This window comes from Paenibacillus hunanensis, from assembly GCF_034055775.1.
GTDB classification, from domain to species: domain Bacteria; phylum Bacillota; class Bacilli; order Paenibacillales; family Paenibacillaceae; genus Saccharibacillus; species Saccharibacillus hunanensis.
Genome location: NZ_CP139194.1, coordinates 2813868 through 2834536, shown reverse-complemented (window position 1 = coordinate 2834536; position 20669 = coordinate 2813868). Strand labels below are relative to the sequence as shown.

Below are 20669 nucleotides of genomic sequence, written 5' to 3'. Positions count from 1 at the left end.
AATAAATATTATGTAAACTAATAAGCATTATTGATCTCGATCAATCTAGCTTCTCGAAAAACAATATTTAAATCAATTTATAGTAGCAACGAAATTTTCTATAGTACTTAGTATCCCTCTCCTCGAATTACTGGCGATCATCGTCCACGCCTAACTAAAGATGCCAAAAAGCGCCCCATCCTCAGAATCTGGATCGAGCGCTTTCTCTCATGAATTCATTTTATTTTAAAACAATCTGCTTTTTCCACTTCAATTCATGACCAGCATCGTTAACAAACGCAAATGCGACAACTCCCTGCTCTCCTTTTCGAGATTCAGGATAGGAAAATCCCGAAAATTGTCCATCGCCGCTAATATAGAAGGAGCCATTTTCCGGGCCACCCGTTCCGCCATTCTCAATTGCTTGTTCATACGTATTGACGATTGCCTTGCCTTTACCTGTCCAGCTCATTTTGTCCAATCGATAGCCCTCCGGTAAGTGCTGAATCGAAAAGTTGAACATACCTGCATTTTCGATCGGCTTTTCAGTCTGATCTATAATGATTAAAATGTCCTTGCTACTGGCTGCCGAATTGGAGTCTGAAGATGGATCCGATGAAGCTTCATTTGATGGGTTTGCAGAGGATGGGGCATTATCGCTGCCTGTGTTAGTCGCTACCGCTTCTTCACCTGATGTAGCTGAAGGTGAGCTGCTCTCCTGATCCCCTGTCATATTCGATGTGCTAGAATTTGCCGCACTGGATGATTCGTTAGATGCTGTGTCTGTAATTTTAGCTTGATTACCACAACCACTTAACAGCATCATACCTGAAAGTATCAGACATGCTACCGGAATCGTTGGTTTATTCATCGTCATTCCTCATTTCTTCATCGGCTATCGCTCGCTTCAATGTAAAATGAAAAGCAACGCCACGATCTGTGTTATTGACCCCATACCGACTATGATGTAGCTCCAAAATATGCTTTACAATGGCAAGTCCCAGCCCTGTACCGCCTGTTTTGCGATCACGTGACCGCTCAGCACGATAAAATTGATCCCAGATTCGCTCCAGATCCTGTGCGGGAATGGGTTCTCCTTCGTTTTCGATTGTAATCTCTGCTTCGTTCTCATCAATCATTCGCCAGCTAACCGTTATACCTCTATCTTCACGCGCATGACGAACGGCATTACTCAGCAAATTCAGTAGCACCTGATCGATTCGTCGTGGATCAGCGATGACCTCTAGCACTGCTTCTCCATTCGTATGAATATGCAGATTACGATCATCCACCTGTGGAATGAACGAATGCAATAAAGCACGAATATGACGCACGATATCGATCGGTTGTTCCTTTAGCTTCACTGCCTTGACTTCAAAACGTGATAACTGGAGCATATCCATAATCAAAGCGTTCATACGATCCGTTTCGGTCACAATCAACTGTACATAACGCTCTCGTTTATCTGCTGCTACATCATCCTGTAAGCCCTCTGCAAAGCCTTTGACAATACCGAGCGGTGTTTTGAGCTCATGCGAAATATTAGCGATTAGTTCCTTTCGCAGCTCTTCTGCACGAGTCTTTTCCGCCATTTCATGTTGAAGTGCTGCATTCGACTCGGATAATTGGCGTAGCGCAGCATCCAGATTATGACGCAGTGTATCCAGATTACGAGATACCTCGCCAAATTCATCGGATGCATGCAATACCTGCTGATCAACCGATTGAAAATCCAATGTTGCCATGCGTGCGGATGTACGGCTCAGCTGCAATAACGGACGGGATAGCAGTCTTGAATAGACGAATGATAGCAGGAGTAAAATAACAATAATAACCGGAGCGAGATATATATAATATCGCTGCAATAAAGAGGCTGCTTCTCCTACAGGCTGCAAGGAAGATAAAGCTAGTGCATAGTTCATCTCACGATCGCTCGTATGCAGGGGCATCAGAATCATCGCATAGGTCACACCACTCCAGTTATCGACCCATTCCCTCTGGATCGTTTCACCAGCCTGTAATGCGTGTAGAGCGCTCTGATTCCCTGTATTCACGTTATTACGCCAGTCATTGAACGCTTGATCAACCAGTGTATTCGTATAAAATGGGCTCATGCTCAGTTCTTGGCCTTGCGGTACGAGTAGATCGATAATGCGACCTTGAATCCGATCTAATCCTTGCTCTGGCTTGGGTGTTTGCGGTTGTAATTGCGTAGGCTGCATGATCGTATCATCCTGATCCATATATAAGCCATCTACTGTCAACGCCGCACCGACCTTTAGATCAGGTGGAATATCCCCGATCGACGTTCCCAGTGATGAAAATAGTAACGATACCTGTCGATTCTTCGTTTGTAGCGTAATATAGTAAGGGTCCATACTACGCCGCTGTAGCTCGGAATTATATATAGCTAACGCAGCATGATTCTCATTGCTAAATTGACCTAGGATGCGCGCCGCGGACACTAGATTATCCCCCTGCTGCGCATATTCACTGGCAAAGGAGTGCATATTCTGCTCCAGATCATGTATCTTAACCGCTCGATAGAACTTTTCAAAAAACAATCCTTGCCCTATTAAAATCAAAGCGAATATGCCAATGGTCACAATAGACGTAATGATGAACAGCTTGAATACAATCCCTCTCTTCTTCACTGCTGTTCACCTCTCTCCTGACTCATGGCTCTACCTCGAATTTGTAGCCTGCGCCGATCACCGTGCGGATATGCCGCCCCTGATCACCAAGCTTTGCACGCAGCTTCTTAATATGCGTATCGACAGCACGCGGATCACCAAAATGATCAATTCCCCAGACTGCATTGAGAATTTTATCCCGATCCAGCACCGCACCCTCATGCCGGGTAAGCAGATCCAGTAGACTATATTCTTTAGCTGTTAGGCTAATCGGCTCTCCATCTACATGCACCGTGTACGCACGCTTATTGATCTGGAGTTTTCCATAAAGTAGGATATCATCCTCGCGACCGAGCGTACCTTGCGCTCGCTTAAGCAATCCTGTCGCTCGTGCGACAAGCACCTTTGGACTAAACGGCTTGGTGACATACTCATCAGCACCCAGCTCAAAGCCCATCACCTGATCATCATCATCGGTGCGAGCAGTAATAATGATGATCGGAATCGCCGACTGCTTGCGTATACGGCGACATACCGACCATCCATCCACCTCTGGCATCATAATATCCAGAATGATCAGATCGAGCTCATGCAGCTCAAATAACTCTAGCGCCTCGCGTCCGTTATTCGCCTCCAGTACATGCCAGCCGTCCTTTTTAAAATAATCCGTCATAAATTCACGCATTAATATATCATCTTCTACAAGTAAAATAGTTTTATTCATACGCTCTGCACTCCGTATCGGTCGGATTTAATATCCACTCCATGCTACCTATAGACGAAGATACTGTCAAAGTCATCTGCATTATTCGTGCGATACGATGCATTAGGGCTACGCTCGTTGCATGGGTATTGCTTGGACAGATACGTGAAAATCGATCATAGCGTTCACCTGTACAACGCTTTGTATCTCTTTTACTCATCTGTTCTTTATAAATTAACAGCATCCAGCCCGATTTTACCATTCGATTGACTGAACCACAGCTCTCCACTGCCCACCATAACACCCTGCCAGTTCACAAATAAATCTTCTTCAATCGCATAGGCAAGTGTTCGTTTGATCTCCGGGGTCATGATTGAATCATATTTAGCAATAAAGGTAGCTTTGTTTTTGATCGTATGTGTTTTGCCATTGGAGTTCACATGTAGCGGATAGTTGACCATAGAAGCGACGGTTGATTTTTTGTTATGCTGTACAGCTTGCTGGAATTTGAAAAAGAATTGATGGAAGTCTTTGGCGCTGCTAATACCAGCCACTGCGTAAGGGTTATCTGCTTGCTTCGCTGGAGCTTTGGTTGTTGTATATTGTTGAGCGGTTGATGTCGTAGCCGCTGCTGCATTGGCATTGGTTAGGACTGTCCAGGATGAGGCGGTGAATGCTGCACCTGCCAGAGCAATGCTGATCATAAGTTTAGATGTTTTGTTCATGAGTGATGACCTCCTGTGTTGTTGGTATGTACATAGTATAAAATTACGATGTGTAGATCAGGTGTACTTGAGGTGTAGTTTTGAGGGTGTTTTCGTTTAGAAGAATTTGTGTACATCGAAAAGGAAAATAGGTTACGAGAGGGGAGTATCGAATGGGAAAGTGGTCGCTGGATTAATAACAAATCTCTTAGAATAAAAACAGCGTATAATTATCATCTATATATATATATATATATATTGGTGATTGTATTTTAGTTGTTAGATGCATTTTCTTAGGGAATAACGAATTCAAAGTCTTTTTTTGTATATATCGAAGTAGTTTTGAGTATTATGATTGAATCGGAAACAAAAAAATAAGTCCTCTCCATTCGGAAGTCTTCCATTTGAAAGATGAGATATAAAGAACAAAACTAGAAGTACCTCGTTTATATTTTCTGGAATATAGGAATATCATAAAACCATTTGAGAGATTGTTTTAATGAAAGAGTTTTGTGTAGGAACATGTCATAACTTTGTATGTCTTCTTCTACTTTTGCAACGATCTACTTTGTAACGAATCAGGGTAATGAAGTTAGTTATATCGACAGATAGCTTAGATTTGTTAGATTGTGATGACTCAGCTCTTCTCATAAAAGTAGTAAATTTTTACGAAAAAGGTGCTGGGAAAGTGCATATTAGGAGTTATAATCGGCTTTTAAAACAAAAACAGCGTATAATTTATATTATACGCTGTTTTTCATCGTTTATTTCCTTTGATTGTATATGTTTTTTAGCCTATTAATATACTAGCAGTATCATTGCAGAACAGCTCTAAAATATATTTATTCACCATATAAGATATACAACACCACATAGCAAGTCCTAGAAATAATCATCATTTCCTCACTAACACAAGTAGGTTGTACCGTTTAGTCATCACTCTAGCCAAAGCGCACATTCACTCCACGACTGGTTGCAATCTCGGGATACAATCAGCGAGTCCTCATCCAGATCTATATACCATTACAAATTATTCGAGCCATCGCTTCAATTCCATCAAATAGAAACTGCAAGCACCATATGATCAGGCCTGAAATGAGTGTAGCCAACACTCCGATGATCCAGTATATCTTTATAGCTTTCTTTATACCCCTGGATTTTTTCATTTCTACCTGCTCCCTATCCTACAACGTTAGCATATGATAATCTACGATTTTGCCAATGCCGCCACCAGAAGCGAAGTGAAATATCGGCTGCCAGAAGGCTTTAGATGCACACCATCATTATAAAAATATTGATCCTTGCCTGCACTCGCTCCATACCAGTCTACAATTTGCACATTAGGGAATTCCCTGCCGATCTCAGTTATCGTTGTATTGACCGAATCCACCCATGGCTCAGGAGCGCGAACAGTGACAAGTAATACCTGCTTGGCGCGAGATAAAGATTGTAACACGCTTCGCAGCTGCTCCGAACTGAAAGATCCATTCGTACCTAGCTCAATAATAACTCGATCCCCCAGATTGCCTCCAGCTGCAAGTGTGCTAATTTCTTCGTTCGCCTGCGACATCTGGCGACCTACCTTACCATCAATTGTCATACGAGGCAACTTCTCTTGCAGATAAGGCGCAATACCAACCGTTACCGAATCACCGATCATAGTAACTCCTGTCCCATAGACCGCTACATTCGAGCTTTCCTCATCAGCAATTGAACTTTCCCGAGAAGCGTTCGCGGAAGGCTCTTTCTCCACCTCAGGCGATGAATCCGATGGTGGTGGTGAGTCCATACGCGCAGCATCGGCATTATACACGATCGAAGTATCACCCATTGCTTGCTGTCGTTCCTTTTGTAGCATTGTTCCGAACAACCATATTACCGCTCCTGAAATGATAAACGCTACAATCACCCATAATAACTTTGCCGCCCATACATTCTTCTTATCCATTCGTATCGTTCCTCTTCTATGTGTAATATGATTTCTATATTTCTCATTATGACGTCCAGTTGTCGCTAAAGTTTGATGAACTTGTAAACAAGTTGTCACAACGGAGCGAAATTACAACAAACCGCATTCGGCATAACGCGCCAGAATGCGGTTTGTTTGTCTGGTTTGTTTGTCTATAGTAGCGACCATTTACTAGCTATGGATATACAGATTACTGATACTATAACAGGAAGCGGCATAACAAAGTTGATCATGTATATATCAGTGTGGAGCTGTTCTATATACCTCAAAACGCTTACGATTCCAACTCAACAATAAGCGCCTCTTCACTGTAATTGCTAGCCGAAGAGCTTTGCGCAGTATCCCACGGTTTAGCACCCTGGATAAGCAGCCTTTTGCCATTAGGACTCCAATACAAAGCAGATGCTGAGATACCTCGATACACCGCCTCTTGATGTAATATATTTCGACCCTGAATTTTGCCGACATAGATAATATTAGGGTCTTGCAGTGAGGTATACGCGATATTTTTACAATCGTTTGAAAATGCGAAGCTAAGTACATGATCTAAAATAACAGACAACTCTCCATTTCGCCGATCATACTCATACAACGAGCCATCCGAACCAGGAAAGACGAACTGGTCATTATTGATCCAGCTGACATGATCACCGCTGATCTCGCGCTCATACTGTATATCGAGTGTGTTGCCAGATACCTCAGTCATCGTTACCACTTTTTTCTGCTCATGTTGCGTCTGATAGGATTGCAGTAGCACACTTGTACCATTATTCGCAACATCTGCGCGAATTAAAGTATCCTTTTGTTGGAATCCGCTCAATTGATAGCTGTTGTCCTTTTGTGTAGACATATTGTAAATATGCACCGTACTATTCAAGCCTTTTTGCTCGCGATCAGAAGAACGATTAACAAGATAGCTAATGTATTGGCTATTGGCCGACCACGATACATTTTGAATATACGCTGTAGAATCGCTCCATTTTGATATCAATGTTTTTTTGCCATCCTGTATAGATAGCAGCTGCACGATCGTCCCATCAGGTAAAAAGGATATTTCACACATGTATTTCCCATCTGGTGATACAACCGAATCGTAGCTGACACGATCAATCGAATCTACCGCTTTAGCATTCTCGAACGGATAAGGTAGTTGTTCCAAACGGACTTTTTCACTCGAATTAAAGCTAGCGATGATCGCATTCTGAGTCGACCAGCCCAGTATACGTCCAATATTCGAGAAGTAATCAGGTACACGGTAGATGGTTTTGACCTGAACAGGCTTTGAACTTGAATTTTCAAGAGGAGTCTGGTTGGCATCCGGTATGATGATCGTATCCGTTACAGGCTCTCTACTACAAGCTGATAACAACAGCATGATCAGCAATACGGTAAATATATATTTGTAACTCATGATGAAGTCTCCATTTCTACTTCCGATAAGGCAATCAACTGCACCGTAACAATGGTCAAGTTGTGCTCATTAGCAATATGAATCGCTCCATCCATTTGCTTTATAATGGACTTTACTATACTCAAACCGAGTCCTACACTTCCTTCCTCGGTATCGACAGAATGAACAAAATAGAACGGCTGAAATAAACGCGATATATACTCACTATCCAGCGGATCACTTGGATTACTGAATACAAACTCGATTCGATCCTCCACTCGTTTTCCTTTTACTGAGACAATAGAGCCTGGCAAACTATGTTTAATTGCATTATCGATCAGATTAATAAATAACTGCCTTACCCCATCACGGTCACCTAGTAACAAAAGCTCATCAGTCACATCATATTGAATACGCTTATGATATCGATTTGCTCGAATCGTCATCGATTCACATACATCCCGCAGAATTATTCCTGCGTCTACGATTCGCCGTTCGTGAGTCATATGATTATTGCGTGACACTTCCAGCAATTTCAACACCATGCTATGGAGCCGCCGACTTTCTTCGATGATATGATTCATTCCTTTAGTGAAAAATATGGGGTCTTTTTCTCCGTTTTGGCGAATGATCTCGGCATAGCCTAGAATAGAGGTTAAAGGCGTTTTTAATTCATGTGTAATGTTATCAAAAAATCGCTTCTCCTGCTCATGCAGCTGCTTCAAATGATCTCGATCTTTTTCGATAATCTCGATCTGATGACTAATCTTCCCAATCATATCGTTAAAATTGTCTGCCAAACGACCAATCTCATCTTTGCGCTTGAAATGTAAACGGATTCCAAGATTTCCCTTCTTCACTTCAGTAGATGCTTTTGTAAGTTGAACGAGTGGAATGGTAATGTGCCGGGATAAAATGTACGAAAATAAAAAGGCTGCCGCGAAAATCGCCAGTGCAATGTACAGCGTAATTTGAAGAATCTGCCCGGTCTGCTGGTATAGCGAGCTAAAATCTTTATGAAAGCGCAAAATACCAACTTTTGCTCCATCGATAATAACAGGGTAAGAGAATAGCACCGTTGTGCTTTTACCATTATAGGTGATGCTATAAGCAGTATTACCAGCAACGGCTTGCTGAAGATCACTTTCCATATCAGATGGGAATGCTGAGCGGTCTGGCGTATATAAAAGCTTACCTGTCAGACTATAAATACCTACACGACTATCTGTCATACGATTCAAGTCAACGGCAATCTCCTTCGCGATCTCTCCAAAATACAGCTGGTTATTGCTATAATGATTGATCAAAAAAGCTTGATATACATAGCCGTTACTATTGTTTTTCAAACCTTCCAATTCATCGGTAACCAGGCTCTGGTTACTGCTGCGGATAAACTCCTTTACCGTCTGATCAAGCACGACAAAGGAGAGCGAGAAAATTAAAAAGAAGCCGATGAGAAATTTGATACTGATTTTGCGTATCATCATTATCCACCTGTCTTCTGGAATTTATAGCCGATGCCAAATACAGTCGCTATGCATTCATTCGCATCCAGCTTTTTGCGGAGCCGCTGAATATGGGTGTCAACTGTGCGTGTATCTCCTGCAAAATGATAACCCCATACGAGATCAAGCAGCTCTGAACGTGTGAAGGTTTTACCCTGATTTTTGATCAGCATAAGTAGTAGATCATATTCTTTAGGTGTTAATTCAACCGGCTGATCATCACTGGTAACAAGACGTTCGGCTTCTGTAATTTTTAGGTGGCGGTACTGAATAACCTCTTCATTCATCTGCTCAATATTCAGCTTGGTTGCTTGGTCGATCCGGCGCAAAATGGTTCGAATGCGAGCGATTACCTCACGCAGATCAAATGGCTTTGTAATATAATCATCAGCTCCAAATTCAAGACCGAGAATTTTATCTGTAATATCGGATTTGGCGGTAATCATCATAATTGGAATATTGTAATGAGCGGTTACTTTTTTGCAAATATCCAGACCACTTCCGTCCGGCAGCATCCAATCTAGTAATAATAGATCAGGCTGAAAAGTCTGCACTTCACTCATCCCAGCAGCCCCGCTGGATGCGATGCGTGTCTGGAACCCCTCCATAGATAGTCCATAAGAGAGAAGATCCGCAATAGGAGCATCATCCTCAATAATCAATATTTTAGCTTTATTCATTCCCTATCCTCGTTTCATGTATCATGTGTGTACATCTATATTAAAAGATATGTAGCATGAAATTTATACAGCACTGTAACCTTTCTCCTACTCTAGCTATCTAATTATATTGTAATCAACGATAATTGCATGAAAAAAGCCGCTAAGCGAGTTAACGGCTTTTAATCATCTTTAGACAATACAGTATAGATTACATCATAGATCATCTCATAGATCCTAAACCTGTTTCTATTGTATTCTCTTCAATCACTTGCTGGTGTAGTTGGACAATGTAATGAGAAGGCATTCGTTTAATCCGTAGCATATGATCTCCGTTAATACTAACCATTTTAAGCTTGAGCCGTAGGTCGAATCACAATCTCACCCACATCCACTTGCTCCGCTTGTTCAATCGCGAAAGCAATTGCTTCCGCCACCGCTTTCGGCGGCATCGCTATATCCACATTAGCACGCACGACAGGATCAGTCGCATTCTCTACATATTCGGTACGTGTCATGCCCGGAGAAATGATCGTAACCCGCAGTTTTTCTCCTGCTTCCTGTCTCAAGCCTTCAGAGATCGCTCGCACCGCAAACTTCGTGCCTGCATACACCGATTGATTCGGCACGACACGATGCGCAGACGTTGAAGCAATATTAATAAAATGACCAGATTCCTGACGTCGGAAAACAGGTAACGCTTCAGCAATTCCGTACAGTACACCTTTAATATTAATATCAATCATTGCCTCCCAATCCTCTACCTTGAGCTCATCCAGTGCAGAAATAGGCATAACTCCTGCGTTATTGATTAACACATCCACTCTTCCATAATGCTCGATAGCCATCTGCACCAACTTTGCTACATCCTCACGCTTGGATACGTCTGTAATCGCACAGATAGCTTCTCCACCAGAGTTACGGATCTGCTCGGTTAATTGTACAAGCTTCTCCTCTCCTCTAGCTCCCAAAACAAGCTTCGCTCCTTTCTCAGCTAATAAAAGAGCTGTCGCTTTGCCAATACCACTGCTAGCCCCTGTCACAATAATCACTTTAGAATGGGTATTCATGTTAGCATCCTCACTCTCAATTGGATTGGTTTATTTCCTCAAATCTAATGGCGTGATTCTAGCTTACAGGAATACACTCACAACCCAGTAGAACATTCACAAACGATTATTGCCCATTACTCTTTGGTGTATGTATAAGCCTTATATGACTTGCTATCCCCCTTCTACTGTACTAGAATCATACAAGCATCCACTTCACAACATAAAGGAGTTAGCTATGTTATTGTTTGATCCAGATATAGAGATGCGTCTACATGAATTAACTTGCACGATTCTACGTCATGCACCGGAAGATGGTGTATACGAAACCGCTATTCCAGGACTTCGATTAAGACACACCACTCAGATTACGCAACCTGTCCATTCCGTAGCTTCGCCCTCTCTTTATATCATCGCACAGGGCTCTAAAACGGTAACATTAGCCGATCAGACCTTTCGTTATGATCCTTTCCATTACCTCGTCAATCCTGTTCATCTTCCCGTAGTGGGTAGAATTGATCATGCTTCCATCGACAAGCCTTATCTGAGTCTTCAATTGGACTTTGGAATCGATACGATTTTGGAGCTGGTTAAGCAGAAGCAAGAGCGAGTGATGATGAAGCGCGATGGCGGATTATTTATGGACAATATAACTAGCGATCTGCTTGATGCCACCTGTCGCCTGCTTCGATTGCTGGATCACCCTACAGATATCGATATACTTGCGCCGTTAATTATTCAAGAAATATTATATCGCGTGCTACAAGGAGAGCAGGGAGCCATCTTTGCGCAGTATGCCGTTACCGGCAGTTATATCCACCGCATACTGGGTATCGTTGATTATATTAATGAGCATTATGACCAACCGCTCAATATCGCTCAGCTGGCACAGGATGCTCATATGAGTTCTGCCACGCTACACAAATATTTTAAACAAGCAACAGCAATGAGTCCTATTCAATATCAGAAAATTCTCAGGCTACAAACCGCGCGTCGATTATTACTGATTTCCAAAATAGATGCAGCCGAAGCTGGTTTTCAAGTTGGCTATGAGAGCCCGTCACAATTTAGCCGAGAATATGCCCGTATGTTTGGACTCCCTCCCAAGAGTGATATCAAGCAGCAGTCGGAATTTTGAATTGAGTATCGATATGAATATCTTCTTATATCTACTCTATAAACAGCAAAAAAAGCCGCTATTTCAGCAGCTTTTCCTCCAAAACTGTATAAAGCCAAATCATGAGAACGGACGAATCGTAATTAAAATCTCCCCGTTCTCACTTATCTTGGCTTTTCTTTCATCTTGTCTTTAGCTCAGATCCACTCCATTGCTCTCAATCACTTTTTTGTATCAGTAAAAGCTCTTCTTCTTACTTCTCTTCAGCGTTCCTTTACCATCATTGTCCTTATCCATATAGATAAAGCCATAGCGCTTGCTCATCTCTCCCGTAGAAGCGCTCACGATATCAATACAACCCTATGACGTATACGCGATCAGTTTCACGCCATCACGCACGGCTTCTCTCATCTGCTCAATATGCGACCGTAGGAACTCGATCCGATACGTGTCATTGATCGAACCGTCCGGCTCCACCACATCCACCGCCCCTAGACCATTTTCGACGATCATAATCGGGATGCGATAGCGGTCATATACATGGTTCAGTACATAGCGCAGTCCAAGCAGATCGATCTGCCAGCCCCAATCCGTTGCCTTCAAATACGGATTTTTATAGCATCCGAACACATTCCCCTGCGTCTCATCTTCCTCCGGACGTGTACCTACAACATGAGATTTATAATAGCTAAAGCTATAAAAATCTACGCAGCCCTGCTTCATTTGGCTCCATCTCGTCGCCATTTGGGACAATTCTTGACCATGCAATAGACATGCGGTAACAGCGAAAGCCCATTTCAGCGAATAGACGAATATCCTCCTTGTAGTGATGGTAGAAGTCAACGGCTTCGTGAGAAGGATAATGAACACCTTCTTGAATGTGTCTTACGATTCGTCTGGGAACCATTTTTGTCAATCCTGATTGCCTGTAATGATATGATGGATATTCCATTACATAACAAATTTTGCTATTCGCTGTAACCTTTCTCTATCTTCGTGTATCTAATATAGCGATCGGACACAAACAGCACTCACTCTACGACACAAAGAAGGTGAAGGAACAATTGGATATACAACAGAAAGTACAGCAGGCACAGAGTGGCGATCAGCAGTCATTTCTTCTATTAATGAAGCATATGGAAGCACGTCTATATCGAATCGCCTCTTCAATCGTGAAAAACAAGGATGACATTATCGATGCAATGCAGGAGACAATCATCAAAGCGTACGAATCGCTTGTCACACTTCGAGAAGCGGCATTTTTTGAGACATGGATGATTCGCATCTTAATTAATGAATGTAACGCGATTTTGCTTAAACGCAAACGAGTGATTCCTTTTGCAGAGATTCGCTCATCCTCTACCTCCAGCCCTGCCTATGAAGCTATTGATATACGGCAACTTGTTGATCAATTGGAAGAAGATAAGCGTCAACTCATTATCCTACATTATTTTCAGGACATTCCGTTAAAGCAGGTTGCAGACATTATGAACATATCCGAAGGTACTGCCAAAACAAGGCTACATCGAACAAGGAAGCTATTAGCACGCTGGCTTGAGGATAACGAGGAAGGAGGTCGCATCTATGAGAACAAATAATATAGATCAATTAGAACATAAATTAAAGCAGATTGGAGAACGTGAGTCGGTAACACAAGACCAGCAGAAAGTTCCTTCTGATATTCAAATGGAGCTTCAAAGCATCTATGATGCTATTGAGCAAGGCCAGCCGGCTGATCGCATTCGAAGCGAACTTACTCGTCGTCGGCTAAAGCAAGTGAACGAAGGATATGGCGTATTAGAGAAAACAGCTACAGACTCCGTAGCAACACCAGCAGAGACGACAACGCCAGGCACCATGATAGCCAATTCTACTCATCGACGTCATCAGCGAATGATCCGTTATAGTATTACTGCTGCCGCAGTGATCGTTATCGGCGTTGGTAGTGTACTAAGCTCTGCCTTTGTCTCCTCCGATATGGCACGCACGTTAAAGCAGTTACCTGGAGCTAGCCAGTTCTATCAATTCACCTCGCAATGGGGATGGCAAACAGCGGATGAAAAAGAAATACCGCCGCAGCCTAGCGTTGAACAAGATGGTATCAAACTGACACTTCGCTCCCTCCTATATGACGGGAAGAAAGTAAATATTGAGCTACAGCAGCAGGCATCCAAGCAGCATCCTGTACAACAGGTTGAAATCTATGTGAATGGTCGACAAGTATCGTCTACAGGTAATAAAGTGAATAAAGATCAGCTGCAAGATGCCAGCACTACCATCTATAAGCTACAGCGTGAACTTGAAGCTGCTCCGCTTATGGGGATATCGGATATGGAGCTTGCTGACCAATTTGGTCAAATATCGGAAGTTCCTACATCTGCACTTCCACAGCAAGTAGATATGCAAATTAACATTACGCTGCAAGGGATGACCGATAAACCGTTCATTTATCATATCCATGCCAAGCAAAATGCATTACCGAATTACAGCTTAACTAATACTGTCCGAACTCCGGAAGGCATTGGTTTTCATGGAGCAACTGTCCATGCTACTCCGGTGGCGACGTATATGGACTTAACGACTTCCTACTCAGCACCATGGAAAACGTGGAATGAGCAATACTATCGGAATCATGGGTACTATCCACTTGGTTTAACGTATACGTTAACCGATTCTAACCATCATGTGTATCGTACGACATCACATTCAGGCCGAGACCCACATACCTTTTTGGAGTTTGAACCGATTGTTGGGCAGCCTGCTGAACTGATTGTCACACCATGGAATTTTAATGAAGAACCTGTCCGCAATCAACGCCCAATCCAGACTGCTTCCGGGCAACATTCTAATCTTCCTCTACAGCTGGATATGGGAACAACCGGTAAAGTAACGTTACTGGCGGTAGACTCTACACCCGAGCAGTACATTTTACACATCAAGCCGGAACAAGCTTATCAAACCTATGCCATAGCTTCTTCCTTCTGGTATGGAGCTCCTGGTCAAAAGTACGGAACGTATTCCTCTGACCTCCTTCTCGATCCGGATCACGAAGGACAGCTTCTTATCAAATTTGATAAGAGTAAATTAAAGGCAGGGGCTGAGCTGCATTATTCAGTGGATAAGGTGACGTATCGAGAGCCTCTTTATCTGAAAAGAATGGATTAAGCTTGATGCTAGCGTATTCGATTGTATGATGTCATCATCGGAATGAAGGTTTAACGCATCATTTTGAATCATTGTAATAAAAAGGAACAGCTACCCGATTGGAGCTGTTCCTTTTTTCGATGTCTTCTACACCTCCAGATGGAGAAGCTTTGCGAATAAAGCTATATTTCAACGATCAACTTCAATCCCGCTGTGGAGGTACGCTATCCTTCTATTTTCTATAATCAATACAGAAGCTACAACATCGACAATTCGTGATACACCATATAAATAATAACAAAAAAGGAAGATGCCAATATGTTTGACCACAATATGAATCTGTTCGTTATTGCACTTATTATGATCTGGGTTATCAGTCGCCAGCTACGTCCACGTAAAATCAAGAAAGTATCGTTGTTCCTACTGCCGATTCTAGCCCTGTATGGCGCATCGCAAAACCTACCACAAACGAGCCTGCCAATATATCAAATCGTTGAATTCCTATTCATAGCGGGCGTTGCGCTTCTTGCTGGTATCGTTCAGGCCAAGTACACACGCATATATTGGTCAGGGGATCAGCTCTATATGCAGGGCAATAAGATTACGTTGTTTGCGTGGATTTTGCTAATTGCTGTGCGTTATGGGATTGCGTTCATCTTCTATGCGCTATTCGCTCCTGCTGGATCCAAGCTTACTGTCGTATGGATCGTATGGGTAGGAGTAGCGATTATGTTCAGTACACGTAACGTGTTATTGTATCGCAAATGGCCGGAGATGCGTGAAATGTTGCGGGGGCAGAATCAGGCTCATTAAGTACGAATGTGACTTATACAATAGAACTTTATGAATAGAATGCTTACAAAAAAAGAGCTGCAAGCAGATGGCAATGATCTGTTCGCAGCTCTTTTGTATATTTTAGTTGATATATCATTTTAAGAACGTTTAGATATTCTCTTCAGAGTTGTACTATATCTCAGGATTACATCCTGATCCTAGCTGTTTCACCAACTATCCCTGCTGCTCCATCCACTCTCTCAATCGCGGAAACACCTTCAGCGCATTGCTATAAAACACATCCTCCCAATGCGGCTCTGGAATCAGATGCTTGATAAAGCCAATCCATGCATCCAGCGGTACAAGCGGCCAATCGGTACCGAACAACAGCCGATCGTACTTTTCCGAAAATACAATTGCGCGTTTAAAATGATCTACATACGTCTGCTCGCCCATCAAGCGCTGTACCTTAGCCCCATCGCCTACAATCCAACCGGACAGATCAGCGTACAGATTCGGATTTTTCTCCAGCATGGCTGAAGCATCCAGTACCCACGGATCGCCCAGATGACAGAGCATAAAGGTGATATCACGATGCTTCACAAATGTCTCTTCCATCGCTAGCGGATGCGAGTATTGTAGCAGCCCTTGATCGGCATACGTCAAACCGCCATGAATAACGACAGGCAGCTGATAGCGACGGGCAAGCTCATATACCGGATCATAGATCGGATCGCCAACATGGTAGTGATAGTAACCCGCATATAGCTTGAAGCCGACTACATGCGGATCAGCTAGAGACTGCTCCAGCGCCTCGATTTGTCCTGGTTCGTGCAGTGTCTCTGGATTAATGCCTACACAGGTAAACACATTGTCTGGCATACGATCATTCAGATCAAGCAGCATCGGGTTAGCCGCCATTTTATCCGGGAAAGCCCCTGCTACCGTTTCGGTCACGCCCATTCCGACAGCAGCAACAACATTCGAAGCGGCAAATTCAGCCAGTAGCCCATCTGTTGTATAGTCAATCGATGCAAGCGTACGTGCGGTATCATGGAATGCTTCAATCTCGGAAAAGTGGATATGCGCATCAATGATTTTCATATCTGGCTCCTCTCTAGTAGGGTTACAGGGTTATTGTTTTGTATCGTTTGATATTTGATTATTGCTGTCTGTTGCTCATGTGGCGCACTCTACAGCCTACTTATTTGGACTTATTCGCTTGAATTCAGATGTTGATCGAAACGAATCTGTTTTAGCTCAGCGAATACTTCATCCTGTAATTCGTTTTCGGAGAATACTATAAATTGCGGTGTGGTCATGTCTTCGTCACCATGATGAGTATGCAGATCCTCTGACATTTCCGTTAATACGACAGCAGCGTCCACGAGAATGCCGCTCTGATTACGCTCGGTGTCTGTAATCATATTCATCTGATATGTTCGTTCATGTGAGCCAAGGCGGATAACGCCTGTTGGCGCACCGGTCTGGTACTCTGCTTTGCCTGCTTTATAGACAATCGATTCGCCTGCTCTATTACGCAGTGAAGCTCGGCTATCCTTCAACTGCTCGCTCGCCTTCCAATAGTTCCATTGACGAATGACCAGTGGTGCAAAGCTATTGCCTGTCTGTTGACGGACATGCACGAAGGATGCAATCACCGGAGCACCTGGTAGTGTCACATAGTATTGACGTAGCGACAATCCTTTATAGACATCATGATCTGTAATCTCGACATCGATAGCTACACCATACCAGTGATTGCCATGCGAGTCCTTGATATCAGTAAATGATACCGTTCGCGGCTGCTTCAACATGCTTGCAGCGGACATGCCCTTGATCTGCACCGTTAATCCGCCTGTCCATGGATTCCACCATGCTTTGGGCCCTGGTGTTGGAAAAGAAGACTCCAGCCATTCCACACCATCATGCTGTAAGGAGAATACGACCGGAGCAAACTGCTCACTGATCTTAAACTCCAACACACCATTACGAACACAATGAATGTCCCCTTCATCCGTCTGCATAACGCTGCTGATCATCGGCTCATCGGATACAGGAATTAGCAGGCGTTTCTGTTTCAGTTCATACGTATCCATATCCATTACGACCTCAAGGACATCCAGCTTGCCGGTCGTAGTATGCTCTAATGTCAGTGAATCCTGCCATGTTGACAGCTGATCAGCCTGTGCCAGCTCAAACTGCTGACGCTTCACCCACTGATTCGAAGAAGCGATGATCTTACCACTTAGTGTGGTGTTTTTACGTTCGATGATCTTCAATTCAGCCTGCTGGTAAGATAGGAATGGATTCCCCTCGTTTAATAGCATATCCAGCGATGGCTCGGTACGTAGCGGCTCTTCATTTCCGATTTGCAGCGCAAATGCACGGAAATCCTGCCAGCTACTCCATGTACCACCTGCAATCGTTAACGGCGGCGTGCTGACTGTTGCTCCAGCTTGCAATGTACCTAATGGATGCTCTAACGCATATAGCCAGTGATCTCGAAGCAAGGTACGCTCCTGTGGCCATGTGATTCCCCAGTTATTTTGCTGTCGGCGGCGGAAGATCCAGTTTTCAGTGATTTCCTCCAGCACCCAGTAATCGCCAAACGATGCAGCTGGCCCCTGCGCGGTATCAATATACCGATTCTGGTAAGGGAGAATACTATTTTCGAACGACATCTCGAATTTTGTTTTTAAAAATAACGGTTCGGTACGATCCTGCTCCGTGGTGTTGCTCACCTGATGATGATGAGTAATAATTCCGTTCTGATACATTCGGATACTGGTGATCAGGCGCAGCTGAAGCGACTCCAGCTCATATTCGGCTTCCATCGTAAATGAATCCCCATGCTGGAATGACACCTGAATCGCTCGATCCTGCTTGAACGCATTATCATAAGGCAATCCAAATTGAGGATGCTTGATCATACCGCCAGACTCGGTTCCTTTATACATCGTCAGCTCGTTGGTTAGCTTATTCAGATGAACATGATACAATCCATTCGATGCTACCCAGCCCTCGGCTGTCTGACCGCCAAAAGTAGACCCTGCACCAGGAAAAACCAGACTAACAGGTTGCTCCAACACCTGGACATAGCTTGTATCAAGCGAAGCTTCAGACGAAGCCTGATCACCATATACAGATTTATCGCTTGTAGTTGAAGCTTCATGATCTGTTGCAGGCTGCTCCATAGCGCCCGTTACGTCTTTGGCGGCTCGCTCAATCACCAGCGATTGATACCAGATGCCATAATCCAGTAGGGTTGCTTTTACCTTAATCGCATGACGACCATGTGCTGGAACACGCACGATGGACTCAGGCTCGCGGAAGGCTAGCAATGGATGCTCAGGCCAGCGGATTCGGTATGTCTGCTCGGTATCGTATTCATTCTCAAGCGATACTTCCAGCTCCTGCTCTCTGCCTGCATACCATGTTTGCTGTGGAAGATGCATTTTGACACGAACGGGGAAGCGAGGCTCTACGCCGAGCTTGAATATAGCGAGCTTTCCGTTAATACGTAGCTCAGCCTCAACGACTGGATGCGTTTGAAACGGATCTTGCTCCTCCTCGATCGGCTTTAATTCGAAGGTGGCTTGAATCGTCTCCTGATGAGTCACTTCTCTAGCTGCTTGCAGCGACCATTCGATTCCTTTATGGCTGCGGGATTGGATATCTATATGAAGCGGCTTACCTGACTTATTGATCAGCTCATACTCGATCGGATAGCTAGCACCGAACGGTAAACGATGTTGCTTCGGAATCGTAGCCTGGATCAGATAATCATCTGTTTCAATCAGACGCAGACCGCGTCCCGTACGTTCATATTCCATTCGTAGATACAGATCATCCTTACGCCATTCATAGGTAAAATAATCAAAACCATGTTCTCCGTTTCCATCCGGCTCGGTAGCAATCTTACGAATGCTGTCATTGTACCAATCAATCGTTTCAAAAAATGGCTGAACAGCAGGCGTTTGCAGCACGGATGGGATCAGGTTGATCAGATGGGTTACATCCTCACGACGCTCCCAGAAAAATCCGGCTTTTTTGTAAGCAGGTACAGCTTTGACGTTGCCTGGCCATGTATATAGATCGACACGAGGCCACCCCAGCTTGATCGTTTCTTCTACCGCGCGAAGTACTAGCTTTTTACCGACCTTTTGCCCGTGATATTCTGGGCGCACATTCAGCAGCGCGATATACAGTGCTCCTACATCTTCCTTATAATGCGAAAAGCTACAATACCCGATCACCTTCTCACCGATAACTGCGAGAAAGATATTCAGATGCGGGCTATTATGGTGCTCCTGTAAAACCATTTGCTCCGTATGCAGTGCACTCTCACCACCCCAGCTCTCCTGGCTTGCATTCCACATATCGGCGATTGATGCAGCATAACGTGGTTCGTACTCAACAATTTCTAATTGATCTACTTGATGCTTCGTTGTCATGATTATGTATCCTCCATCTTCCGTAGTGTATAGAAGTATAACCTTGCTTATGACGTACTACTCGTGAGGTATATTCAGATTAACAAAAATCGGATAGGAAACCAAATGTTTCGAGCAATATTGAAAAATTGGAATGCCAGGTGATATAAAACGTTTGGGAATCATGGAGGCTTGAAGATGAATAGGGTTGAAGCTTTTAATTGATAGGTGGGTATAATTGAGGTGTACTATTTTTCGATTTTCTATTGTTTATTTACTAGAGTTGAAGTATTTCTTTTTATACTTATGTTGGTAGCAATATTGCTTGTAGGTTGCATGATATCGTATGAGCTTAGTATATTTCTTTTATTATTGTGAATTTTTCAGATAGTGAAATAATTATTTTAGATGGTTTGTTGTGCTTAATTCGACGGATTTGACTTCGATAACTATCGATTGTCGATAAAATGATTACTGCGCTATCACGATAATGTTGTTCTCATACCACTGGTAAAATGATGTTTTACAATATGAATCGCCAGCATAAAAGCACAAAAAACCGATCCTGCTTCATATAGCTACACAGGATCGGTCTAAATATCTAATG

Annotated in this window: 16 protein-coding genes and 1 pseudogene; 4 read left to right on the top strand and 13 right to left on the bottom strand. The window is 43.4% G+C overall.

From position 1 onward, the window contains the following. Positions 1-220: 220 nt before the first annotated feature. The 9 genes from SK066_RS11495 to SK066_RS11455 form a co-directional block, all read right to left on the bottom strand. Positions 221-850: a hypothetical protein gene (locus SK066_RS11495; RefSeq protein WP_320544754.1), complete on the bottom strand. Its 630-nt coding sequence runs from the start codon at positions 848-850 to the stop codon at positions 221-223. Then, positions 843-2633, bottom strand: a complete 1791-nt coding sequence (locus SK066_RS11490) for a sensor histidine kinase (protein WP_320544753.1) — start codon at positions 2631-2633, stop codon at positions 843-845. The genes SK066_RS11495 and SK066_RS11490 overlap by 8 nt, the downstream gene beginning before the upstream one ends. 22 nt (positions 2634-2655) lie before the next feature. Beyond that, complete coding sequence (locus SK066_RS11485; protein WP_320544752.1) at positions 2656-3336, bottom strand: response regulator transcription factor; 681 nt, start codon at positions 3334-3336, stop codon at positions 2656-2658. A 206-nt stretch (positions 3337-3542) separates the two neighbouring features. After that, complete coding sequence (locus SK066_RS11480) at positions 3543-4040, bottom strand: hypothetical protein (RefSeq protein ID WP_320544751.1); 498 nt, start codon at positions 4038-4040, stop codon at positions 3543-3545. A 1186-nt stretch (positions 4041-5226) separates the two neighbouring features. Then, the gene (locus tag SK066_RS11475; RefSeq protein WP_320544750.1) at positions 5227-5967 is read right to left on the bottom strand and encodes an SGNH/GDSL hydrolase family protein; all 741 of its coding nucleotides are present in this window, start codon (positions 5965-5967) and stop codon (positions 5227-5229) included. 295 nt (positions 5968-6262) lie between these two features. After that, a complete protein-coding gene (locus tag SK066_RS11470; protein WP_320544749.1) occupies positions 6263-7399 on the bottom strand; it encodes a TolB-like translocation protein in 1137 nt (378 codons plus the stop codon). Then, complete coding sequence (locus tag SK066_RS11465) at positions 7396-8862, bottom strand: HAMP domain-containing sensor histidine kinase (protein ID WP_320544861.1); 1467 nt, start codon at positions 8860-8862, stop codon at positions 7396-7398. Before SK066_RS11465 ends, SK066_RS11470 begins: the two co-directional genes overlap by 4 nt. Before the next feature lie 2 nt (positions 8863-8864). Continuing rightward, the gene (locus SK066_RS11460; protein ID WP_188774627.1) at positions 8865-9563 is read right to left on the bottom strand and encodes a response regulator transcription factor; all 699 of its coding nucleotides are present in this window, start codon (positions 9561-9563) and stop codon (positions 8865-8867) included. Between the two features lie 329 nt (positions 9564-9892). After that, positions 9893-10612 carry an SDR family oxidoreductase gene (locus SK066_RS11455; RefSeq protein ID WP_320544748.1) on the bottom strand — a complete coding sequence of 240 codons (720 nt, stop codon included), beginning with the start codon at positions 10610-10612 and terminating at the stop codon, positions 9893-9895. A gap of 217 nt (positions 10613-10829) precedes the next feature. Between SK066_RS11455 and SK066_RS11450 the strand changes: the two genes are divergently transcribed. After that, the gene (locus SK066_RS11450) at positions 10830-11729 is read left to right on the top strand and encodes an AraC family transcriptional regulator (RefSeq protein WP_320544747.1); all 900 of its coding nucleotides are present in this window, start codon (positions 10830-10832) and stop codon (positions 11727-11729) included. A gap of 213 nt (positions 11730-11942) precedes the next feature. Here SK066_RS11450 and SK066_RS11445 read toward each other — a convergent pair. Next, positions 11943-12431, bottom strand: a pseudogene (locus tag SK066_RS11445) (family 1 glycosylhydrolase); the annotation flags it as partial. Next, positions 12403-12504, bottom strand: coding sequence for a family 1 glycosylhydrolase (locus SK066_RS23185; RefSeq protein WP_456094092.1), 102 nt, complete (start codon positions 12502-12504; stop codon positions 12403-12405). The pseudogene SK066_RS11445 and the gene SK066_RS23185, both read right to left, overlap by 29 nt. A gap of 268 nt (positions 12505-12772) precedes the next feature. On the opposite strand from SK066_RS23185, the gene SK066_RS11440 reads away from it, so the two are divergent. From SK066_RS11440 to SK066_RS11430, 3 genes are all read left to right on the top strand, one after another. Further along, positions 12773-13306 (top strand): sigma-70 family RNA polymerase sigma factor, encoded by a 534-nt coding sequence (locus SK066_RS11440; RefSeq protein WP_320544746.1) that lies wholly within the window; start codon positions 12773-12775, stop codon positions 13304-13306. Further along, on the top strand, positions 13293-14873 hold the full coding sequence (locus tag SK066_RS11435; RefSeq protein WP_320544745.1) for a DUF4179 domain-containing protein: 1581 nt from the start codon (positions 13293-13295) through the stop codon (positions 14871-14873). Before SK066_RS11440 ends, SK066_RS11435 begins: the two co-directional genes overlap by 14 nt. Before the next feature lie 297 nt (positions 14874-15170). Then, positions 15171-15665: a hypothetical protein gene (locus SK066_RS11430; protein ID WP_320544744.1), complete on the top strand. Its 495-nt coding sequence runs from the start codon at positions 15171-15173 to the stop codon at positions 15663-15665. Between the two features lie 195 nt (positions 15666-15860). On the opposite strand, the gene SK066_RS11425 is transcribed toward SK066_RS11430, so the two are convergent. Beyond that, positions 15861-16730, bottom strand: coding sequence for an amidohydrolase family protein (locus SK066_RS11425; RefSeq protein WP_320544743.1), 870 nt, complete (start codon positions 16728-16730; stop codon positions 15861-15863). Positions 16731-16840: 110 nt separating this feature from the next. Next, positions 16841-20083 carry a GNAT family N-acetyltransferase gene (locus SK066_RS11420; protein ID WP_320544742.1) on the bottom strand — a complete coding sequence of 1081 codons (3243 nt, stop codon included), beginning with the start codon at positions 20081-20083 and terminating at the stop codon, positions 16841-16843. Positions 20084-20669 lie beyond the last annotated feature (586 nt).

Coding starts and splice junctions, on each gene's coding strand:
- SK066_RS11495 (WP_320544754.1), bottom strand. CDS start 850: ATGAATAAACCAACGATTCCGGTAGCATGTCTGATACTTTCAGGTATG.
- SK066_RS11485 (WP_320544752.1), bottom strand. CDS start 3,336: ATGAATAAAACTATTTTACTTGTAGAAGATGATATATTAATGCGTGAA.
- SK066_RS11480 (WP_320544751.1), bottom strand. CDS start 4,040: ATGAACAAAACATCTAAACTTATGATCAGCATTGCTCTGGCAGGTGCA.
- SK066_RS11475 (WP_320544750.1), bottom strand. CDS start 5,967: ATGGATAAGAAGAATGTATGGGCGGCAAAGTTATTATGGGTGATTGTA.
- SK066_RS11470 (WP_320544749.1), bottom strand. CDS start 7,399: ATGAGTTACAAATATATATTTACCGTATTGCTGATCATGCTGTTGTTA.
- SK066_RS11465 (WP_320544861.1), bottom strand. CDS start 8,862: ATGATACGCAAAATCAGTATCAAATTTCTCATCGGCTTCTTTTTAATT.
- SK066_RS11460 (WP_188774627.1), bottom strand. CDS start 9,563: ATGAATAAAGCTAAAATATTGATTATTGAGGATGATGCTCCTATTGCG.
- SK066_RS11455 (WP_320544748.1), bottom strand. CDS start 10,612: ATGAATACCCATTCTAAAGTGATTATTGTGACAGGGGCTAGCAGTGGT.
- SK066_RS11450 (WP_320544747.1), top strand. CDS start 10,830: ATGTTATTGTTTGATCCAGATATAGAGATGCGTCTACATGAATTAACT.
- SK066_RS23185 (WP_456094092.1), bottom strand. CDS start 12,504: ATGGGCTTTCGCTGTTACCGCATGTCTATTGCATGGTCAAGAATTGTC.
- SK066_RS11435 (WP_320544745.1), top strand. CDS start 13,293: ATGAGAACAAATAATATAGATCAATTAGAACATAAATTAAAGCAGATT.
- SK066_RS11430 (WP_320544744.1), top strand. CDS start 15,171: ATGTTTGACCACAATATGAATCTGTTCGTTATTGCACTTATTATGATC.
- SK066_RS11425 (WP_320544743.1), bottom strand. CDS start 16,730: ATGAAAATCATTGATGCGCATATCCACTTTTCCGAGATTGAAGCATTC.
- SK066_RS11420 (WP_320544742.1), bottom strand. CDS start 20,083: ATGACAACGAAGCATCAAGTAGATCAATTAGAAATTGTTGAGTACGAA.